This window comes from Ruegeria sp. AB5, assembly GCF_056542645.1.
Genome location: NZ_JBQGAE010000010.1, coordinates 48,633 through 69,296, shown reverse-complemented (window position 1 = coordinate 69,296; position 20,664 = coordinate 48,633). Strand labels below are relative to the sequence as shown.

At 55.6% G+C, this 20,664-nt stretch carries 17 protein-coding genes and 1 pseudogene; 13 read left to right on the top strand and 5 right to left on the bottom strand.

Annotated features, from left to right (window positions below):
- The first annotated feature begins 7 nt into the window (after positions 1-7).
- Positions 8-211 (top strand): glycine zipper 2TM domain-containing protein, encoded by a 204-nt coding sequence (locus tag ACR0L4_RS16415; protein ID WP_480514221.1) that lies wholly within the window; start codon positions 8-10, stop codon positions 209-211.
- Complete coding sequence (locus ACR0L4_RS16410) at positions 208-585, top strand: hypothetical protein (protein WP_480514220.1); 378 nt, start codon at positions 208-210, stop codon at positions 583-585. The genes ACR0L4_RS16415 and ACR0L4_RS16410 overlap by 4 nt, the downstream gene beginning before the upstream one ends.
- Before the next feature lie 16 nt (positions 586-601).
- On the opposite strand, the gene ACR0L4_RS16405 is transcribed toward ACR0L4_RS16410, so the two are convergent.
- Both ACR0L4_RS16405 and ACR0L4_RS16400 read right to left on the bottom strand, forming a co-directional pair.
- Positions 602-1,339 (bottom strand): imm11 family protein, encoded by a 738-nt coding sequence (locus ACR0L4_RS16405; protein ID WP_480514219.1) that lies wholly within the window; start codon positions 1,337-1,339, stop codon positions 602-604.
- Positions 1,299-1,493, bottom strand: a complete 195-nt coding sequence (locus ACR0L4_RS16400) for a SlyX family protein (protein ID WP_480514218.1) — start codon at positions 1,491-1,493, stop codon at positions 1,299-1,301. Before ACR0L4_RS16400 ends, ACR0L4_RS16405 begins: the two co-directional genes overlap by 41 nt.
- A gap of 126 nt (positions 1,494-1,619) precedes the next feature.
- Between ACR0L4_RS16400 and hisS the strand changes: the two genes are divergently transcribed.
- Genes hisS through hisG form a run of 3 tightly spaced genes read left to right on the top strand, consistent with a single transcriptional unit; the run spans position 1,620 to position 4,885 of the window.
- Positions 1,620-3,107 (top strand): histidine--tRNA ligase, encoded by a 1,488-nt coding sequence (gene hisS, locus ACR0L4_RS16395; RefSeq protein WP_480514217.1) that lies wholly within the window; start codon positions 1,620-1,622, stop codon positions 3,105-3,107.
- Positions 3,108-3,110: 3 nt separating this feature from the next.
- On the top strand, positions 3,111-4,199 hold the full coding sequence (locus tag ACR0L4_RS16390; RefSeq protein WP_480514216.1) for an ATP phosphoribosyltransferase regulatory subunit: 1,089 nt from the start codon (positions 3,111-3,113) through the stop codon (positions 4,197-4,199).
- The gene (gene hisG / locus ACR0L4_RS16385; protein WP_480514215.1) at positions 4,196-4,885 is read left to right on the top strand and encodes an ATP phosphoribosyltransferase; all 690 of its coding nucleotides are present in this window, start codon (positions 4,196-4,198) and stop codon (positions 4,883-4,885) included. The genes ACR0L4_RS16390 and hisG overlap by 4 nt, the downstream gene beginning before the upstream one ends.
- On the opposite strand, the gene ACR0L4_RS16380 is transcribed toward hisG, so the two are convergent.
- Entirely contained in the window at positions 4,886-5,317 is a 432-nt protein-coding gene (locus ACR0L4_RS16380) for a DUF1489 family protein (RefSeq protein WP_480514214.1), read from the bottom strand.
- A 115-nt stretch (positions 5,318-5,432) separates the two neighbouring features.
- Between ACR0L4_RS16380 and ACR0L4_RS16375 the strand changes: the two genes are divergently transcribed.
- Positions 5,433-7,715 carry an adenosylcobalamin-dependent ribonucleoside-diphosphate reductase gene (locus tag ACR0L4_RS16375; RefSeq protein ID WP_480514213.1) on the top strand — a complete coding sequence of 761 codons (2,283 nt, stop codon included), beginning with the start codon at positions 5,433-5,435 and terminating at the stop codon, positions 7,713-7,715.
- Between the two features lie 1,561 nt (positions 7,716-9,276).
- Here ACR0L4_RS16375 and ACR0L4_RS16370 read toward each other — a convergent pair.
- A complete protein-coding gene (locus tag ACR0L4_RS16370) occupies positions 9,277-10,521 on the bottom strand; it encodes a tetratricopeptide repeat protein (RefSeq protein WP_480514212.1) in 1,245 nt (414 codons plus the stop codon).
- Positions 10,522-10,758: 237 nt separating this feature from the next.
- Here ACR0L4_RS16370 and ACR0L4_RS16365 point away from each other — a divergent pair, with 237 nt between their 5' ends.
- The 4 genes from ACR0L4_RS16365 to ACR0L4_RS16350 all read left to right on the top strand — a co-directional run bounded on the left by ACR0L4_RS16365 (position 10,759) and on the right by ACR0L4_RS16350 (position 14,225).
- Positions 10,759-11,001 carry a hypothetical protein gene (locus ACR0L4_RS16365; RefSeq protein ID WP_480514211.1) on the top strand — a complete coding sequence of 81 codons (243 nt, stop codon included), beginning with the start codon at positions 10,759-10,761 and terminating at the stop codon, positions 10,999-11,001.
- Between the two features lie 24 nt (positions 11,002-11,025).
- Positions 11,026-12,666: a sulfatase-like hydrolase/transferase gene (locus ACR0L4_RS16360; protein ID WP_480514210.1), complete on the top strand. Its 1,641-nt coding sequence runs from the start codon at positions 11,026-11,028 to the stop codon at positions 12,664-12,666.
- A 66-nt stretch (positions 12,667-12,732) separates the two neighbouring features.
- A complete protein-coding gene (locus ACR0L4_RS16355) occupies positions 12,733-13,479 on the top strand; it encodes a hypothetical protein (RefSeq protein ID WP_170754237.1) in 747 nt (248 codons plus the stop codon).
- A gap of 221 nt (positions 13,480-13,700) precedes the next feature.
- Entirely contained in the window at positions 13,701-14,225 is a 525-nt protein-coding gene (locus ACR0L4_RS16350; RefSeq protein WP_480514209.1) for a hypothetical protein, read from the top strand.
- Between the two features lie 1,243 nt (positions 14,226-15,468).
- Here ACR0L4_RS16350 and ACR0L4_RS16345 read toward each other — a convergent pair.
- Positions 15,469-16,164 carry a DUF4956 domain-containing protein gene (locus ACR0L4_RS16345; RefSeq protein ID WP_480514208.1) on the bottom strand — a complete coding sequence of 232 codons (696 nt, stop codon included), beginning with the start codon at positions 16,162-16,164 and terminating at the stop codon, positions 15,469-15,471.
- 256 nt (positions 16,165-16,420) lie between these two features.
- On the opposite strand from ACR0L4_RS16345, the gene ACR0L4_RS16340 reads away from it, so the two are divergent.
- From ACR0L4_RS16340 to ACR0L4_RS16330, 3 genes and pseudogenes are all read left to right on the top strand, one after another.
- Positions 16,421-17,338, top strand: coding sequence for an SdiA-regulated domain-containing protein (locus ACR0L4_RS16340; RefSeq protein WP_480514207.1), 918 nt, complete (start codon positions 16,421-16,423; stop codon positions 17,336-17,338).
- A gap of 219 nt (positions 17,339-17,557) precedes the next feature.
- Positions 17,558-19,102, top strand: a complete 1,545-nt coding sequence (locus ACR0L4_RS16335; RefSeq protein ID WP_480514206.1) for a ShlB/FhaC/HecB family hemolysin secretion/activation protein — start codon at positions 17,558-17,560, stop codon at positions 19,100-19,102.
- A gap of 1,416 nt (positions 19,103-20,518) precedes the next feature.
- Positions 20,519-20,658 (top strand): annotated as a pseudogene (locus tag ACR0L4_RS16330) (IS481 family transposase); the annotation flags it as partial.
- Positions 20,659-20,664 lie beyond the last annotated feature (6 nt).

Sequence of the window (20,664 nt, the reverse complement as noted above, 5' to 3'; positions counted from 1 at the left end):
TGCATTCATGGGTTTCAAAACGCTTACATTTGCGGCGGTGGCGTCGCTTGCTTTGGTCTCTGCTTCAGCGGGGCTGGCAGATGACAAGAGGAAAAAGAATACGATTGAGGGTGCGTTGATTGGTGCAGGTGTCGGTGCCTTGATCCATGACGGCAAGGGTGCGGCGGCCGGGGCGATTGTCGGGGCGATCATCGGACATAACTGGAAATGAGCACGATGCGATTTAACATGTTCAAACCCGTGACACTTGTCGCTGCCGTGATGATGCCTGTTGCTCTATTCGCCGATGAGGCTGCCGAGCAGATGGTTCAGGATGCGCTTCCGGTGATGTATCACACCTGTGCTTCGGTCATCGAAGAGTCGGACGGGGATGACACATACGTTCTGGATGTGGTCGAGAAAATGACGGCCCTATCGATCTACAATCGTCAGATCGACATCAATGACCACGCGACCTCGGATGAGGATAATGCGCAGCTGCGTGAGACTTTCATTGCTGCTTTGAGAGAGGGCTGCGCCGAGGATAAGGATGCGCTGTTGGGCGGTGTGGTCGACAACGCAGTGAAATCGGCTCTGGGGTTATGAGTTCGGGGCGGCGGCGCTAAAGTGTGCCGACCGGCACTCGGACCAAACCCCAGCCTTTGTCCACTCCGGCGGTTTTTAAGCCGGACACGAGGGTCTCGGAGAGAAACAGAATTCCCGGAACCTTAGGATCCAACCAAATGTCGGGGCCATCCAGAGCTTCGGGAACAACAACCAACTCCTTTTCTTGGCCGCCTCGCGGCAGATATCTAATGCCGCCCCCTCGACAGTTTAGAGGTGCCCGAAGCTCTCCTTCAGGCCCCAAAGCCTCACAGTTTCCCATGGACCGCGTGTTACATACGTTCAGAAGGTAGTAAGGCTCTGATGTCGTCGGCACCGTTTCTGTCGGATCCAAGAGCTTCAAGGCATGAAACACCGTCTCACCCAGATCGAACTGCTCTAAAACGGCTTTTGTGGTTTCGGAGACAAGCGGGTATCCCCCGCCAATGATGAACGGATCTGTATGGTATTCGGCTTTGGAGTTGAAAAGCCAGACGTCGCCAACCTGCTCTTTCGTCAAAGAATGTCCACGTTTCCATCCGATATCCGACTCTTGATCCATGCGTTTGGACCATTCGACATCTTCCGCTGAGCGTTTTTCCCTCCAACTCCGCATAAACTCTCTACGGATCACCGCCTGAGTGTTGATGCCGTTCATCGTGGTTGCAATCCACGCGCAGGCGTTTTCCGTTTCGATACGCTCCATCCCCAATCCCTCAATAGTGCGGCGGGCGTTCGTCGCCCAGAACCACGCCACCCGAACCCTCCTGTTCGCGTTCGCCTTCTCGTCGCATCAGCATCTCGACCCGGTGGGTCAGGCGGTCGATCTCATCCTGCTGATTTGTGACCACGGTGTTCAGTTCCTCAACCGTGCGAGTCAGATGGGCGATCTGTTCTTCCAGATGCTGCATGGGGGTCTCCTTCGGGGATGGTCATAGCGGGCCTACAAAGCCAAGACCAGCGAAAGCGCGCCTTGCCCCGATGCGGGCCATGGGATAGACCGCGCGCGGAACACTAGACGCCCAAGGACGCCCCACATGGCCAAGCCCAAGAAACAGCCCCGCCCCAAGGCCGTAACGCCGAAAGGGTTTCGCGACTATTTCGGCCAGGAAGTCACGCAGCGCACCGAGATGCTGCGGGCCATCGCGGGCGTCTATCATCGCTATGGCTTTGACGCTTTGGAGAGCAGCGCGGTCGAAACGGTCGAGGCGCTGGGCAAGTTCTTGCCCGATGTCGACCGCCCGAACGAAGGCGTGTTTGCCTGGCAGGAATTCGATGAAAACGACAAGGGCGATTGGATGGCCCTGCGCTATGACCTAACCGCGCCTTTGGCCCGCGTCTACTCGCAGCACCGTAATGATCTGCCCACACCCTATCGTCGCTATGCGATGGGCCCGGTCTGGCGCAACGAAAAGCCCGGGCCGGGGCGGTATCGTCAGTTCTATCAATGTGATGCGGATACGGTGGGCACGGCCTCGATGGCGGCGGATGCCGAGATTTGCGCCATGCTGTCGGACACGCTGGAAACCGTCGGCATCCCGCGCGGCGACTATCTGGTGCGGGTGAACAATCGTAAGGTTCTGAACGGCGTGCTTGAGGCGATGGGCCTGGGCGAAGACGCCGCCGCCCGTGACAACGTGCTGCGCACCATCGACAAGTTCGACAAGGTGGGCGAAGCAGGCGTGCGCGAGTTGCTTACCAAGGGCCGTTTGGATGCCTCTGGCGCCTTTATCGACGGCGTTGGTCTCAGCGATGATCAGGCCGAGCCGGTCATTGCTTTCCTGACCTCGAAAGCGGCGGACACCGCCGGAACGCTGGCCAATTTGCGCGCCGCTGTCGGCGACAGCCAAATCGGCGCGAATGGCATTGCTGAGCTGGAACAGATCGGCGCGCTGTTGGATGCGGGTGGCTATGGCGCGGATCGGATCGAGATCGACCCATCTGTCGTGCGTGGCCTCGGCTACTACACCGGCCCGGTCTATGAGGCCGAACTGACCTTTGAAATCTTTGACGAGAAAGGCCGCAAGCGCCAGTTTGGCTCTGTCGCTGGCGGCGGGCGCTATGACGATCTGGTCAAGCGGTTCACCGGGCAGGAAGTGCCCGCGACCGGGGTCTCGATCGGGGTTGACCGTCTGCTGGCCGCCCTGCGTGAAAAGGGGCGGCTCAACGCACAGGCCAAGGGGCCGGTGGTTGTCACCGTCATGGATCGCGACCGCATGGCGGATTATCAGGCCATGGTGGCCGAGCTGCGCAATGCGGGCATCCGGGCCGAGGTATATCTGGGCAACCCCAAGAATTTCGGCAATCAGCTGAAATACGCGGACAAGCGCAACTCACCCATCGCGGTGATCGAAGGCGGCGACGAAAAGGCGAACGGCATCGTGCAGATCAAGGACCTGATCCTTGGTGCCAAGATCGCCGAAAGCGCAACGCTGGAGGAATGGAAAGAACGCCCCAGCCAGTTCGAGGTGCCGCGCGGCGATCTGGTCGCCAAGGTGCGCGAAATTCTGGACAGTCAGGACTGAGCCATGGCCAAGCGTACTCAGATACAGGCGCGTGCCGCGATGATGCGCGTGCGTTTCGAGACCGCCGGTGCCCGGGTTGTTGATCCCCCTCTGCTGCAACCGGCTGAAACGCTGCTGGACCTGTACGGAGAAGACATTCGTGCGCGGGCTTACGTGACCTCGGATGCGCTGCGCGGCGAACAGATGCTACGCCCGGATTTCACACTGCCTGTGGTGCAGATGCACATGTCCGACGGTGCCGAACCGGCGCGCTATACCTATTCGGGTGAGGTGTTTCGGCGGCAGGAACACGACCCCGACCGCTCGAACGAATATATTCAGGTCGGGTATGAGGTCTTTGATCGCAACGACCCGGCCAGTGCTGATGCCGAGGTATTCTCGCTGTTTGCGCTGCAACTGCGCGGGCTGCCCCTGCGGGCGGCGACCGGCGATATTGGCATTCTGACCGCTGCGGTTCAGGGGTTGCGGACGACCGACCGGCGCAAGGCGGCACTGATGCGCCATCTGTGGCGGCCCCGCCGTTTTCGCGTTTTGCTGGACCGTTTCGCTGGGCGCAAACCGGGCCCCGAGGGGCGCGTCACGCTGCTTGAGGCCTCCGACCCCTTGGCAACCGACGCGCCGATGATCGGCAAGCGCCGTGCGTCAGAGATCGAGGCGCGGATCGATGCCCTGCGCGAGGATCGCGATACGCCTCCGATTTCCGACAATGAGCTGGCGGGGCTGGAAACCTTGTTGAACGTCCGCGAAACAATGCCCTTTGCGCTGGAACAGCTGCGCGATGTTGCGGTGGACTTGCCGCAAATCACCCCGGCGCTGGACCGGCTTGAGGCGCGGATTGCCGCCCTGCAAGCGCGCGGCGTTGATGTGGATCGGCTGGATTTTGAGGCGGCCTATGGCCGGACCTCGATGGAATATTATGACGGGTTCGTCTTTGGGTTCTACGCCGAGGGCCGCCCCGACCTGCCGCCCATTGCCACCGGGGGCCGCTATGACGCGCTGACTCGACACTTGGGCAAAGGGGCAGAAATTCCAGCCGTTGGCGGCGTGATCCGCCCGGACCTGATGCTGGAGATTGAGGAGGACGCGCAATGAGCCTGAAACTGGGCGTGCCTTCAAAAGGCCGGTTGATGGAAAAGACATTCTCCTGGTTCGAAAAGCGCGGCATCACCCTGTCGCGCAGCGGATCGGACCGCGAATATGCCGGTAAGGTCGAGGGGATCGAGGGAGTCTCGCTGATCCTGTTGTCAGCTGGGGAAATTCCGCGCGAGTTGGCCGCTGGTCGCATCCATCTGGGCGTCACCGGAATTGATCTGGTGCATGAGAAACTGCCGCGCTGGGAACAGCAGGTCGAAGAGGTGGCGCCGCTGGGGTTTGGTAAGGCCGATCTGATCATCGCGACGCCAGCCTGCTGGGTGGATGTGGACACGCTGGACGATCTGGACGCGGCGGCTGCGGCCTTTCGCAAGGCCCATGGCCACCGTCTACGGATCGCCACCAAATACCACCGGTTGGTGCGCGAGTTTCTGACCGATGCAGGCGTGGCCGATTATACGCTGGTCGACAGCCAGGGTGCGACCGAGGGCACGGTAATGAACGAAACCGCCGAGGCGATTGCCGATATCACCTCAACCGGGGAAACCCTGCGGGCCAACCACCTGAAAATCCTGACCGACGGGCTGATCCTGCAATCGCAGGCAACGCTGTGGCGCAGCCGGGTGGCCAAATATACCGACAAAGATAAGGCTGTTCTGACTGAGATGCTGGACCGTCTGGCCTGATCACAGAACGCCGATATCGGCCAGCGCGCGGTTCAGATCATCGGGCAGGGCATCGTCCTGCGCGCGGTTTTTCGGCAGGTCTGCGGGGGTGTCCTCGGGTTTGAGGTAACGCCAGCCCTGAAAGGGGCGTTTCAGAGCGTTCTGGGTGCGGTGAATCTCGGGTTCCAGAATGATGGCACAGCGGCGGATGCCGTCATCGCCGATCACTTCGTCCATTCGCAGGATGCGCTGGCGGCATTGCACAACGCCTTTGATCACCCAATAGATTGATCCGCCATTCAAAATCTCGGCCTCGCGCTTGGGCCACATGCGGGTGACGTGACGCGGCAAGCCGTCCTCGTACAAAGGCGCGCGACTCTCCTGCCATGCGATCAGCGAGTCGACGCTTTCTGATCCGACTGACAGTTTTATGAGGTTTATGTACTTATCCACAGCTTTCCCACAGAGTCGTCCCAAGGCCGTGCTTGATATTGTAGCTCGGTATTCACTTTCATCAAGGTGTAGTGGGTGGTAGTCTGTATTCCTCTTTCAGCACAGGGAATCACCAATGAGCCGCTTTGCCGCCCCCATCGCCGAGCAGATCTGGGACATGAAATACCGCTTTAAACAGGCGGATGGCACGCCCATCGACCAGACGGTCGAAGACAGCTGGCGCCGCATCGCCCGCGATCTGGCGCGCGTGGAAAAGGACCCGGACCATTGGGAGGACAAGTTCTTTGAGGCGTTGGAGGATTTCAAATATCTGCCCGCCGGGCGCATCACCGCCGGTGCTGGTACCGCACGCCGGGTGACCCTGTTCAACTGCTTTGTCATGGGGACAATTCCAGACAGCATGGGCGGTATTTTCGACATGCTGAAAGAGGCCGCCCTGACCATGCAACAGGGTGGGGGGATCGGCTATGATTTCTCAACCATTCGTCCGCGTGGAGCGGATGTACACGGGGTGGCGGCGGATGCCTCGGGGCCGCTGAGCTTCATGGATGTGTGGGACGCGATGTGCCGCACGATCATGTCAGCAGGCTCGCGCCGCGGGGCGATGATGGCGACCATGCGCTGCGATCATCCCGATATCGAACAGTTCATCACCGCCAAATCCGACCCCGCACGCCTGCGCATGTTCAACATGTCGGTGCTGGTGACTGATCCCTTCATGGAGGCGGTCAAGGCCGATGGCCCGTGGGATTTGGTGTTTGACGGCAAGGTCTATCACACCATTCAGGCCCGCGATCTGTGGAACAAGATCATGCAGGCCACCTATGACTATGCCGAGCCGGGCGTGATCTTCATCGACCGGATCAATGCGGCCAACAACCTGAGCTATGTTGAGACCATCGCGGCGACGAACCCCTGCGGTGAACAGCCCTTGCCGCCCTATGGCGCCTGTCTGTTGGGCTCGATCAACCTCGCGCGTCTGGTGGCCGATCCCTTTGAAGAGGCTGCCCGTTTGGATGAGGCGGCGTTGCAGGAACTGGTCGCCACCGCTGTTCGGATGATGGACAATGTGGTCGATGCCTCGAAATTCCCGTTGGCCGAACAGGAGGCCGAGGCGCAAGACAAACGCCGCATCGGTCTGGGCGTCACGGGGTTGGCCGATGCGCTGTTGATGTTGGGGCTGCGCTATGGCTCGGACGAGGCGGCGCGTCAGACCGAGCGCTGGTTGCACGCAATCGCCCGCGCCGCGTATCTGGCGTCGGTCGATTTGGCAAAGGAGAAAGGGGCGTTCCCCTTGTTCGAAGCCGAGAAATACCTGGCCAGTGGTACCATGTTGCAGATGGATGACGACGTACGGGACGCGATCCGCGAACACGGCATCCGCAACGCTCTGTTGACGTCGATTGCCCCGACGGGGACGATTTCCCTGTATGCGGGCAACGTCTCATCAGGGATCGAACCGGTCTTTGCCTATGCCTATACCCGCAAAGTGCTGCAAAAGGATGGCTCGCGCACCGAAGAAGAGGTCGTGGACTATGCCGTTCAGATGTGGCGCGACAAGTATGGTGATGTCGAACTGCCCGACTATTTCGTCAATGCGCAGACGTTGCCTCCGTCCGATCACGTCAAGATGCAGGCGGCGGCGCAGAAATGGATCGACAGCTCGATTTCCAAGACCATCAACTGCCCCGAGGATATCAGCTTTGATGCGTTCAAGGACGTCTACATGCAGGCCTGGGATCAGGGTTGCAAGGGCTGCACTACTTATCGGCCGAATGATGTGACGGGATCGGTCCTGACCGTGTCCGAGAGTGATGACAAAGCACCCGGCGAAAGCGCTGACGCACCTCACGAGGTCGATGGCGGCGAAGTTGTCTACATGTCCGAACCACTGGACCGGCCACAATCGCTTGAAGGCTCGACCTATAAGCTGAAATGGCCCGACAGCGAGCATGCGATTTACCTGACCATTAATGACATCGTCATTGGCGGGCGTCGTCGCCCGTTTGAGGTCTTCATCAACTCGAAGAATATGGAGCATTACGCATGGACGCTTGCGTTGACCCGTATGATCTCGGCCGTGTTCCGTCGGGGCGGGGACGTGTCCTTTGTGGTCGAGGAGCTCAAGGCGGTGTTCGACCCCCGTGGCGGAGCCTGGGTGAAAGGTAGATACATCCCCTCGATCTTGGCCGCTATAGGTGGGGTGATCGAGCAACATCTGATCAATATCGGATTTCTCGAGGGCGAGGGGATGGGGCTGAAATCTGACCCCCAGGCGCAAGTGGTCAATCTGGGAGGCCCCCGCGGCCAAGCCTGCCCGTCCTGTGGTCAATACGATATGGTGATGATCGAGGGGTGCATGACGTGCAGAAGCTGCGGACACTCAAAATGTGGGTGAACGGCAGTAGCGGGGTTGGTGATGCACCAAGCAATTGAGACCCAATTCGGCGTATTTTTCGCCCAAATACAAGGTCTTTGTCGCCCAAGCATCAAAATCCCCATGTTTTCATAGTGGTGGGATAGCGTCTGATTTTCTAATCGGACGCTTTCTCTGTCAGCATCAATAAATCGAAGGTATTGACGTGCACCCAGTAATGGGGCTGTCTTAATCTATGACGACATCGCAGCATATCTTTCTCATACGGTTTTTCTGATCTGCCCCTTTAGGGCCGACCGTTGGCTGCTTCTCAATTCTCTTCTCCTTGGCACGTTATCGGTCGGTTTGTCTCACTTGATAGATGAGGGAACTGCTATGAGGACCATCAAACTCCTACTCGCCACTGATCCCAACTTGGAAAAAGGTGCTCTTACGCACCGGTTTACTGAATATTTGAAAATTTGCGCAAAACGCGACTGGCCAAAGAACTCATCGGAGATGATGAGCACTCGGCTGACCTAGGTGGAGATGATATCGATGAAGTCGCTTGCGAACTATCGGATGGTGTCTTGCTAACTTGGGATGACAAACGGCGCATCAAAAAACGAGTTCAGTGCATTCTACAACACAAGACTGAAGCCTCAGGTCTTGGGCATCTCTCGGAAAAAGAAATCCAACGAGTGCGCCCACTAATGAATGAGGTTCCATTGGTGGAGCCGAGAGGTGAGCACTGGGTGGACGAGGCAGTATCTGTATTACATGAAGAAATGCCGTGGATGTCCGCCGCCACTAATGAGGTTTGGCATGCGTTGCGGCGCATCGCTAGTGCCAAAGGTACAATCCGGTTGCCAAATCTCTTGCTGAATGGACCGCCAGGAATTGGTAAATCGGTGTGGGCCAGAAGGCTATCCGAACTGCTTGAAGTTCCCAGATGCGAGATTGATGCGAGCCTGGGTGGCGTGGGTTTCAGTGTTGCGGGAACGGAAAGGGGGTGGTCGTCGGCACAACCAGGAAGGCCACTTGAAACGATCCTATAGCACTGCGTTGGGAACCCTCTAATTGTCGTTGATGAAATCTGCAAAGCGCAATCAGGCACGTCAGACAGTGGTGCCCATCACGCACTCTCGGATTCATTGCTGAGCTTTCTGGAACCTGCGACCGCTGTTGCTTGGGAATGCCCGTATTACCGAACCAAGTTTGATATGTCCTACATTTCTTGGGTATTGACCGCCAACGATGTTTCTCGGGTGTCAGAGCCCTTGGTCAACCGATGCACGGTGATCGAGTTACAAGCACTCTCAAGTTGTCAACTGAAGGGATTTGCACGCCATTGAGCTCCCCGAATGGGCTTGTCGAAGGATTCATCGGCCGCAATTGAGGGGCAATCGAATATTCCATGGAGGAGTGAGGGCATTGCTTGAGCCTGCGCAATGTCGTTCGCATGTTGCAACGGGCTGAGTCTTTAGAGAACCGGGCAGTATAGCAGGGGCCTATACCGCTACGCCGCTGAGAATGATGTATGGACGAACAACCACTGTGGTCAATTCATACTGGAAAGGCTCCGATAGCCGAAACATTGACTTCATTCGTTAACAATTGGCTTCCAATTGGCTTGTTTCATCGCGTCGCCCAATTCAACCCCGTATTCCGGGTTTGCGAACAGTCTCTGAAACAAAATATCCACCCGACTGTCAGGCCACTCACGCGAGAGTTTGTCCGACAAGGCCTGAGCTTCACTTTCGTTGCCCAGCATCTGATGAGCTGCCATCAGATAGGCAACAGAAACAGGACCGACGGGGCCGCCCTTTTCGGTCACCTGCTCAAAGGCGGAAACGGCCCCTTCGAAATCCTTCAGATGAAACTTTGCAGACCCCATTGCGTTCTGAAACACATAACCCCGGTCCAAATCTATTTTCGACAGTGCATCTTCGCTGATCGCCACGACTTCTTCGAACTCACCTGAGTACAACAGGATCAGTGAGACGAACTCCAGCACGTGCACGTCGTTTGGTGCCAAACGCTGTGCCCTGTACGAAAACTCCATAGCTTCAGGCCAATTCCCCTTGGCAAATTCGACCCAGGCCTTTGCAGATTGGCTCCACCCCGTTTCAGGTGCCAATTCAATCGCCCTGCTGGCCTGTGTGTCTGCGTAACGCAGCATGTCGCCGGTCGGATCAGCGTCTGGTGCAACCAGCGCTATCGTTGCTGCAACCTGCGCGGCCCCTGCATGGCCTCCGAAATAGCTGTCGTCGTTTTCGATTGCCCCTTTGAATATTGTCAGGGCTCCGTTCAGTCGCGCGGGCTGCAGGGCCGGAAAGATCAAATCGCGGCCCGAGTTGGCCAGGTTCACGGCCTGAAGCCGCATGGGGGACGCATCAAATATGGCGCTGCGCTCATCTTGGCTCAAGCTATCGATTGGCAGGCCGACTGGAGTCTCACGATTTGTCGAAACTAACGCAGTTACCACAGCAACACAGATAATAAGGAAAACCCCGACAATCCCAATGAACCGGCGCGGCCAGGTGTACGTCTTGGTATCCGTGTCGGGTACTCTGCGCTGATCCGTCCCGGGCGACCTAGTCGAAATCTCAGGTGCGTATCCGCCTTTTGGAAGATCGAAAACAGTGACTTCATCGCGACCATCTTCGACATAATATTCGGCCAGTTTGCGACGCAGGCGACCGGCGTCCACCCGTACCACGTTTTCACGGCGCGCCATTTCGGAAACGGTCCCACCGTAGACATCCATGGCGATTGTTTTGGCGCGGATGTTATCGGCCCTGCCGTTGAGCGTTTCCTCGACCACATAGACAAGAAAGTCCTGCAAGCGCCGTGAACCCGCGAAAGTCGAAGACCCGACAAGCCGCTGAAGTGCGGCTCGCACATCCTTAGAAGTGGGACTACTGCCCTCATTCAACAGGGATGATGTGCGTTTGGATAAATCCATCTTTTCCGCAGGTTAAGTCGCTGACTACACCGTATTATGCCCTGATAAACCTATTGTGAGAAGTGAATTCAATAAACAATCAAGAAATCTGCTGATCCATCGAACAGGCCGTCGCAATTGAAAGGCTATAAACTTGATACCTTGTTTCCTGACCATCAAGCCGCGATTGCGGACTTACGGCGTGCGGACATGGTGTTCGATGAAATCTGCCGGGACTACCAGCTTCTCAGCGACGAGTATCTCTTAGTGGAGTCTGCTCCGGGAAGCCAATCATACCAGTTTACCTGCGATATTCGCGAAACCCTGGACGGTCTTCGGGATGAAATCGCCCAGTCGCTGCGACGCGCTGGAAAGATGTAATTCGATTTTGGGGAAGGAACACCAATGAGAACCATTTTGAAAACCGCCTCGGCCATGATGTTGATGGCAAGCGCGACTTTTGCTCAGGACGCACCTATCATTCATGATGGAGAGTTCGAGTTTCTGCGCGCGCAGTTCGGCGAGCAATGGGAGGCGCAGGATACGGAAATCGACGCAAAGCTTGCAGACATCCGTGACGCCAACGACGGCAAGCCACCTAACATCCTTTACATCCTGATCGACGATGTGAGTTTTGGTCAGATGGGCAACCGGACGATGAACTATGTCACCGGCTACGATACGCCCAACATCAACGATTTTGCTGAGGAAGGCATGTCTTTGATGAGAATGTACACCGAACCTTCCTGCACGCCGACACGAACGGCGATGCTGACCGGTCGTCATCCCGTGCGCGCGGGCGTCGAAGAGGTCAAAGTCGCGCTTGTCGGCGAAGGTCTTGCGTCCGAAGAGGTGACGATAGCCGAAATCCTGAAGGAAGAGGGGTACAACACCGCCCATGTCGGGAAATGGCATCAGGGGGATATTGAACAGGCCTACCCCCACAATCAGGGCTTCGATTGGGCGGCTTTTCCCTTGCATCAGCAGGTTCAGCTGAGTCTGATGATACGGGACGCCATGGTTGCCAACAACATGCTTGGATACCATGCGTCGGGCCAATCCAACCAGTTTCAGCTGGACCAGCGGTTCAAACCCTATGGTCTGGTAACCGGCGTAGAAGGTGAGGCAGGAGGACTTGCCCGCGAAGTCGATATGGCACCGGGCGAGGAATGGACGCAGGCGAAATACGAAGAAATGAACCTGCGCTATCAGCGTCAGGCATTGGAACAGCTGGAGCAGCTGGCTTCGCAGGACGACCCGTTTTTCATACAATACTGGCCGCTTTACCCGCTGAACTTTGCCTATCCTGATGAGGCCGTTTCCCGCAACGGCGGCTTCCATGCCGACAAGCTGCAGGTTCTGGACGGTTGGATCGGCGAAGTTCTGGCCAAGCTGGATGAAACCGGCAAGGCAGACAACACCATCGTCATGATCATGGCTGACAATGGCTTGATGTATCACTACGAGGGGACGTCTGGCTTGAACCAGCTGATTTACCGCGGCGGCAAGACCCAGCATCTTGAAGGTGGTGTGCGTACAGATGCCTTCATCCGGTGGCCCGGCGCAATCGAGCCCGGCAGCGCGGCGGGTGACATCGTGCACGTCTCAGACCTGTTCACCACCTTTGCCCGGATCGCAGGGGCAACCGACCGCATCCCGCGCGACCGTGTAATTGACGGGATCGACCAGACAGCACTGCTGCTTGAAGGCGAAGGTAACTCGCGCCGCGACTATGTTTACGTTTATGAAGGACCGGTCTTGCGTTCGGTGGTCAAGCAGGAGTTCAAAATGCACCTGCCGGCCCCCGGCCAGCCGGGCGCAGCAGCTCCTGTGTTCAATGTCTACCGTGATCCACGCGAGGAACATCCGCTTATCGGGTACTCCCTATGGTCCGGGGCGTCTTTTCAAGACATGGTCAAGCGCCATCAGAAAACCATCGCCAAACACCCCCATTTGCCCCTTGGAAAAGGTGTTCCTTATGAGGGGATCGAGAACCTTCGCCCTGAGAGCGAACTAACCCGGGAAGTCTTTTCCAGCTGGCAATGACGAAATTGAGACGGCGGAGTTTCCACCGCCGTCTCACCAATCGCACGAAGTCTCACTAGGTACACGATGGCCCGCCGTTTATTCATTCAGTCAATCCTTACCCCCGCGATGCTGATGGCGGGTAGCGCTGCCGGAGCAGAGGAAAACGCGTCAAACCCGTTGGCTGCAGTCAACAACACGGACATTCGCTATCAGTATTTTGATCTGGAGGGCGGGGCAGACCGTCAGGATGCATTCATTGATGGTGCATACATGCTGCGACCTGATCTGAAACTGAAATATGAACTCCACTACAATTCGACAAATGCGACCGGGGAGAGGTTCAACGGGTTTGAAAAGACCAGCTTCAAGCTGATCTATTTCCCGTCACAAAAACCCCTGAATGACACTTGGACGGTCAAATCCGCGTTTGGGCTGGAGTGGATCCTTGACTTTGGCGACCCCGAGGAAGGTATCGGCACCGGGTCGGATCAGATCGCCCCGTTTGGTGGCTTTGCCTTTGCCAACACAAACACCGGGCTGACGCTGATCCCCTTGGTCCAGCATTTCGCATCGTATAATGGCCCGACCGATGTCAGCCAAACTGCAATGCGCCTGATTGCGCTTCAGCCTTTCGGTGATGGGTATTGGGCCAAAGCAGATATCAAAGCGCCCTATGATTGGGAAAACGACGCATGGCCTGTAACCGCTGAGTTTCAGATTGGCAAAAACCTCAGCCCCGGAATTGCGCTTTATGCAGATGTGTTGATCGGGATCGGCGCTGATCGCCCTTATGACCAAGGCGCCGGGATCGGCCTGAGATTCAACTACTAAGTTTTGTTAACTCAAGGACACGGCCATGCGACATCCTCTGTCACTCAGTACCATGACGCTTTCGGCAGCATTCCTGACTTGCATCCGCTCAATCACTACCCGCGCCAGGTCAGGACGAGGCCGGCTGGCGTCATGGGGTCTCGTTCTATCTGTTCACTCCGCTAAGTGCCAACGGGACATCGATCACGGCCGGTCAATCCGCTGATCTGGATCTTGGCGACGTGCTCGATCTTGCTGCCGCCGGCCGGTATGAGGCGTGGAATGGAAGTTTTGGAATAGTTTTTGATGCTAACTATGTGGGTATCGAAAAAGAAACCACATTACCCGGCCCGTTGGGTGCCGACCTCAAGGTCGACGTGCGTCAAAAATGGTTTGGCGTGCCGGGGACCTATCGCATTGCGGATGGCACATACGGTGCCAATGACCAACGCTATGCCATCGATCTTCAGGGCGGGCTGAGGTACAACTCCATCCGTCAGGAAATAGACATCACCACTCAGGGGCCCAGTAGTGCGCCTGTATTGGGTGCCGATCAGGATTGGATCGAACCCGTAATCGGCGCACGCGGAATGTGGCGATTGAACGAGGACTGGACTGGGATTGCCTCTCTGGAACTTGGTGGTTTCGGCGCTGGTGGAAATGACATTCAGATCGGGGCGAATGTTGGATTTGATTTCCGACCCTGGGAGAAAACTACCCTCACACTCGGATATCGGCACTTCAGCGTCGACTATAGCGATAGCTGAATTCCGGAGAATTCGCCTATGACGTCGATCAATACGGGCCTTGCTTTGGCATCAAGTATTTCTTCTAGAGGTCAGGGTTTCGGTCATTGAACGTAGATATTGGAAGGGCAGCTTTATTGCGTTCCAGGCCTCTGGCGCACACGCAACTTTGCACTCGCAGCGAAAGACCACAAAGCATACTGCGACCGCAGAATGTAGGGTACTTATTCAATGTCTCCTGTGGACTGCGACCAGTTACTGCATGGAACAGCTGGAGAGCCCGACTGCCTCATGCTGTGCTGCGCTCCAATGTCCTCCATTGCAGCGAAGCGCTGACGGACACCACACGTCTAGTTCAGTCAAAACCACCAGTTGAACCATGCTGCTTCTTCGAACTGCGCGGGCGCCTAGATGTGCAGCCCGGCGCAGAAAAGCTCGCGCTATGTTATGCGGCCAGCGTTGAACTCATGCGAGTTCTCGCCCACGCCTGTGGTCATGTCAGCCTGCCCGGATTCACCCAAGGCTTCGTCGCGGCCGGGAAAAGCGGGGTCGCTGACCTGAGCAGCATCCACTTCCCAAGAGTTCGTTGACGCATAGCGACTGTGCGTATTGCGCTACTGTTGGAGCTTATCCGGCCTCCCACCTGTGCTCTGAAAGGAGACAATCGATGCTCAATACATGCACAATCCGCCAAGACGACATGTCCCAAGACATGCGGTTTCTCTTGGACCAATACCCTGTGACAGCTGAGGATCCCATCCGGGCTTCAAAGAAAAAACTAGGCATTGGCAAGGCGCACATGAGTTGATCCGTCGTGTGGCGGTTCGTACAGTGAAGTTCGAGTGGCATATTTCCAGTCTGAGCAAATGGAGACCGGATTTTCACTTTCAGTCACCTCCCACTTTGGCTCTTCGCGATCCAACGCGAACGCGAAATCATCGGTGACCCAACACTTGAGAAGATCTACCTGGAAAGCAGTGTCGTTCTGCATCTATCAGGTCACCATCATGCCTTCTACCCCGGTTGGAAAGACAGTGTGGCTTATGTCTCTCCAGCTTGTTTGGGAGGCGGCCCACGGCGGATTATTGGCGATAGCGCCCGATTGCCTCACAGCTTCACTCATGTTGCGTTCCAGTCGAACGGAGAGTTTGGGATAGCGGTATTTCGAGGCCCTGATTTCGAAAGGTCGGTAAACTTCAAGTCGCTCCCGAAAGAGATCAGATCCCCGAATGCGGTGTTGAAACGATTAGACCTTGTGAAATGATTAGAGGTTGAGTTTCAGCTCAATTTTATCAGGGACCAGATCGTTTATCATCTCTTCTATCCGGGCTTCTGAAAGCCCTCCCGAGGTGATGAAAAGCAATGAAACGCGAGTTTTTCCGGGAACGTGGTGTTTTCTGACCAGCTTCCAGCCGGCGCCTGCGGCCATAGCGTCAATGGCTCCGCTGACTTTCAATGAGTGCTCTTCGTTCGAAGCTTTGAGCGAAATTTCAACACCCTTGTTGCGTCCACCTAGCCAAATGAAACACCAACAAACAACCGCGACCAATCTGGCCATCAGCGGCAAACCTAAGCCGACTGCAAGACCGAGAACAGTTACGACTATCATTTCGACTGTATCGACCGGATCATCCAGATTGGAGCGGAATCTCAACAAAGCTCCAATGCCGAAGATAACGAATCCAATCATTGACCCGTGCTGGACTACCAAGAATTCAACCGCCATACCGATAAGCGCATAAAGAAAGAAAAGCCTTGGCATAACTATGTCGCCGACGCATGTACGGGCTTTATGTCTCACCGGATGATAGACGATCAAGCCAGCCGGAATGATCGTGACTACCACATCGAGATTAATAAAAAGTTCCTGTTTGCCACGAAACTGCGTCCATCGTCGTTCGATGAGAATTTCCGATTCCGAAGCCCTGGCCAGCATCGTAGCAGGGTCGGCTTGTGACACCGCAGCGCCTGGCAATAGAAGCATCAACAACACGGTCTTAAACGGGAAAGTCGTATTAAACTTATCTTCCCTCCTGCTCACGCCAAGGGTTTACGCTTCACCACAGGCTCAATGTGCCCCGTTCAATTCAATCGCAAGAAACGGGATCGGGTAAAGAGTTCAAAGAGCATTCTTCCGACATCACTGCCGAATTGTGTTATGAACGCGATAAAGGGATGTGTTGCACGCGCGAGAAAACTGAAGGGCAGAAAACAAAGTGTTTTCGACAAGACCTGAAATTTCACGGTGTTTCTGCAAATTCGGACGACTCGCTTTTGCGGCCAGCTTGGTTGCGGCAGCCTTCTTGCCTTGGACCGATTTTGCTTACGCCGAAAGTGCTGGTTTGGTTCTGGTCGATAAATTCAAGGTGGCAGACAAATCAGAGGGATTTTCAGAGCCTTCCGGTTTGGCAATGTCTAACGCTGAAGGCTTTTTGTGGTCTGTAAGTGATGCCGAACCTAGACTGCACCTACTCGGAGTCGACAGGGTATTAGGAAACTCTTTCAAGTTGCCAGCATTGGCAGTATCAGATTTGGAGGGTGTTGCACCTCGAAAGGATGGGTCTGTTTTGGTGCTTCAAGAAACTGACCGATCAATCCTAGTCGTTCACCCAACTGACCCCATTCAACTGACGACAATACCTCTCGCATCTCTTAAAGGTTACCCGACCGCCGCTGCACTACTCGTCGGCAATCCTTTGAACAAGGGACCCGAAGGCATCGCCGTTGAACCGGAATCCGGGCGGGTCTTCGTTGGCATTGAGGGACAACCAAGGTTGTTACTGATTGTATCACCAGAGCTAGACGAAATTGTCGAGATCATTCCTTTAACTCGCGATGCAGGTTTTATCTCCGAGCGTGTAGATGATGATGAACTGGATTTGAGCGGCCTGGCATGGTCCCGGTCCTCACGTTCTCTTTGGATTGTGAGTGACAAAGGTCGTCAGATCTTCGTCTACAATCCAGAATCCAAGTCAGTAAAGTCCCTAAGTTTGACGTTCACAGAAGATGGAAAACAAAAGGAAGTTAAACACCCTGAAGGGATCGCTCTCGATGAGACCAGGGGGCTTCTCTATATCCTGACAGACGATGCCAAGAAATCGCGGCTTTATGTTTTTGAGCAACCGGAGATGTAGGGACTGTCCTACTAGTTCTGTACTCTAACTGGTTGGAAGGCGGGGTTGTATAATTGAGCGCCGTCGTATGTGCGTCGTAATAGGTAGATCTGTGCTCTGTTCACTGTGTTTCTTAAAAACATCACCCATCAATACAATCGAATAGCGTCAGGTTCACACATACGAACCACGTAATAACATTGGACTTCAACATGCTCAGCCACCTTAGGGTTGTCAAAAATGCGCGTATTCAGCTCGATTGTTTTTGCGATCATTTGCACACTTGTGGCCACTGCATCAGTTCCAAGAAGTAGCATTGCCCAAACCTGGGACATTGCATCCCAGCACTCGGTCAGCGGCGTAACGGTGTATGATACAGATGAGCTGTTAACTTTTGCCGGTCAATTGGCCTTTGATCGGTCGGGGCGCATCACAGCGGCGGATGTCGCAACAACGATCACGCAAATCTACCGAGAAGACGGTTATTTCTTGGCTGAGGCCTGGCCTGGTCCCGATGGGCAGAGCATAGTTGTTGATGAAGGGCGTATTCAAACCATCGAAATTGAAGGTGTAGATACGCGCACGTTCCAAACCTTGGAAAAGATCTTTCGCCCCCTCACCACCGCATATCCAATAACTCTCAAACGATTTGAGCGGGCGGTTATGCTGGCCGAGGACATACCCGACTTGGACGTGTCGACCGAACTTGATTACCCGGATCAGGGCGGTGCGCGGCTGAGAGTATTGGGAGAGCCTTTGCGAAAACAAGCAGGTAGCGCGACACTCGACAACCCTCCGCGTGAACTTGGAGAAGCGCTCAGTTTCTATATCGTACAAGAGTTTTATTCGACGCTGACCGTCGGGGATATGCTGCGCTTTGAAGGGTCAGGCAACTACAATTGGGACAAAGACGATGAACACTCTTTGTGGGGCGCTGTTACCTATCGCACGCCGCTGAACAGCAATGGTCTGTACGGTGAGGTCTTCTACGGGAACATAAACGCAAAACGTGACCTCTCGGGGGACTTTGCGAGAACAGATATTGACGGCGAGAACTTCACCGTCGCGTTGGGTTACCCCGTGATCCGGGATGTGGCCCGCTATGGCTATCTGCTGCTGGATTATCGCCTTTCCGAAGCGGACTCAGTCAGTGGCGGCGTTCCATTGTCTAGTGACGCGAGTGTCGTTGGCCTTACATATCTTTACGGGCAAAACTATCCAAAAGGACAAGCTCTGGAAGCAGGGTTAACGCTGTCTTTTGGCGATAATGAAAACGACACCACAGACGCAAGCTTTGACGACGGGGACTCTTCGTTCTGGCATCTTCGAGGCGGCGTCGGATACGAAAGCCCATTAACAGCCTTATCGCCCAACACTGCGTGGCGGACAGAAATATGGGGGCAGTACACAACAGACCGGCTGCCCTCTGTCGAAGAGTACTTCCTTGGTGATCGTTATGCTTTGCGCGGATATCGATTTGACGAAGTAGACGGTGATTCCGGGATTTCTGCGATATTCGAAATATCGCACTCCTACTTCCCCAGCTCTCAGAGCATTCATCGGCTAACGCCCTTTGCCTTTTTCGACGTGGGTTACATCTGGAACAATGACCCTGCGAGTTTTGAAGTTGATAATGCTACACTGGCCTCGACAGGTCTGGGTTTGGACATTGAGTTTAAGCGAAACCTATTCCTGTCCGGATATGTCGGTGTCCCTTTGAGAGACGGCCCTTTGACCGACTCTGGCGATCCTGGCGCGTATCTTGCTCTAACAACAAGTTGGTGAGGATGTTATGAAACTGAACCGCATTGCTGTACTTACCGCAACTTGTCTGATTGCAGAACTGGCCGCTACGCAAGTCGTTGCCGGCGGAAATCATTACGGGTGGTGCCGTGGCGTGGGGAATCCGCACCAGTCGAGCCAAGGATGCGGGCAGGCCGGTGGGCAAGGGGTAGGCAATCAAATTACTGGCCCAACGCAGCCGGTGGCCAATCAGTTGCCGCCTAAGGGAACGCAGCAAACACCCACGTCCGTTACTGTTCCAGTCCTTGCGCCTGGCGCAGTCCCGAATGCAATTCCCAATCAGGTTCCTATCGCGACACCAATAGCGGTTCCTGGTCAGGTTCCCACGCCGGTAGTAGCGCCGACACTAGCTCCGCCTTTGGCACCAAATGCGACTCCAAACCGGGTTCCGACAGCCGTTCCAAATCAGGTTCCGCCATTGGTTACCGGGCCTACCGCGGTGCCGCCACTTGTGCCCACCGCGACACCCAACCAAAAACCAGTCGCAGTTCCGGGTCAGGTCCCGCCTCAGCCTACCGGTCAAAATGCTGTGCCACCGCTCGTCCCGACTGCAACACCAAACCAGATTCCGGTCGCAGTGCCCGGCCGTGTTCCGCAACCCAGCGGTACTACGGCGACGCCACTGCTTGTCCCAACCGCAACCCCCAATCAGGTTCCCACGGCGGTTCCTGGCCAGGTTCCACAGTTGACACCAAAACCTACGGCAACTCACGTGGCCGTCCCAGGACATCCGAAACCTCAAGGCGTCGTGACAATCATGCGCCCCAAGCCGAGGCCGACAACCGGTACTGTCCAGCAACCTGGCACAACACAAGTGACCCACCATCTAAATCACCAAAGCAATTCAAAGAAACACGATCACGTCGCAGCAATACCTGGACGGCATGACCCGCACGACCTACCGAGATTCCGCAACGCGGCGGCCAAGGAAAACTGGGAATGTGTTGCCAGCGGTTTCGGACAGCGCCGGTATGATGCTGGGCGAGGCGTTTTGCTGAACAACGGAGCGTTGCGGCACCTCGGAAACGTGGACGCAATGGCACGCGATGTACCGGCACGACATCCAAAACACTCTGGCTGCATTATTTCGGTCAAACGGAAGCAGCCGTGAAACCAGCTTGGTAGATTTTAGGTACGCGCACAACAATTGGCACGCCTACAGCTGTTCGCTCGCGCACCTACGATAGATTGCAGAGTTTTACCCCATCGGCAGGGGCTACAACTCCGTGGCAGGTCCTTTTGAACGAAAAAACAGCCCTCAGGAAATCACGATGGATTTGTGCGGCATTCATCTAACTGACACCAAGACCACGAAGTGAAACGACACCGCTATGAGCTCCGAAACCATAATCAGCCTTACTGTATCATTTGTTCTCACCAGCCTATGCAGTTGGCTTGACCGGTCCCAAAGAGTGTCGTTCAACCGTTCTGAGTGAAGAATAGGAGGCCATATCATTGCTTTCAGGCGGCACAGGATCCTACCACTGGATGACTGCCTTTACGCTTTACAGCCAACGTTTCCGCATCTGACGCGATCTTGCTCG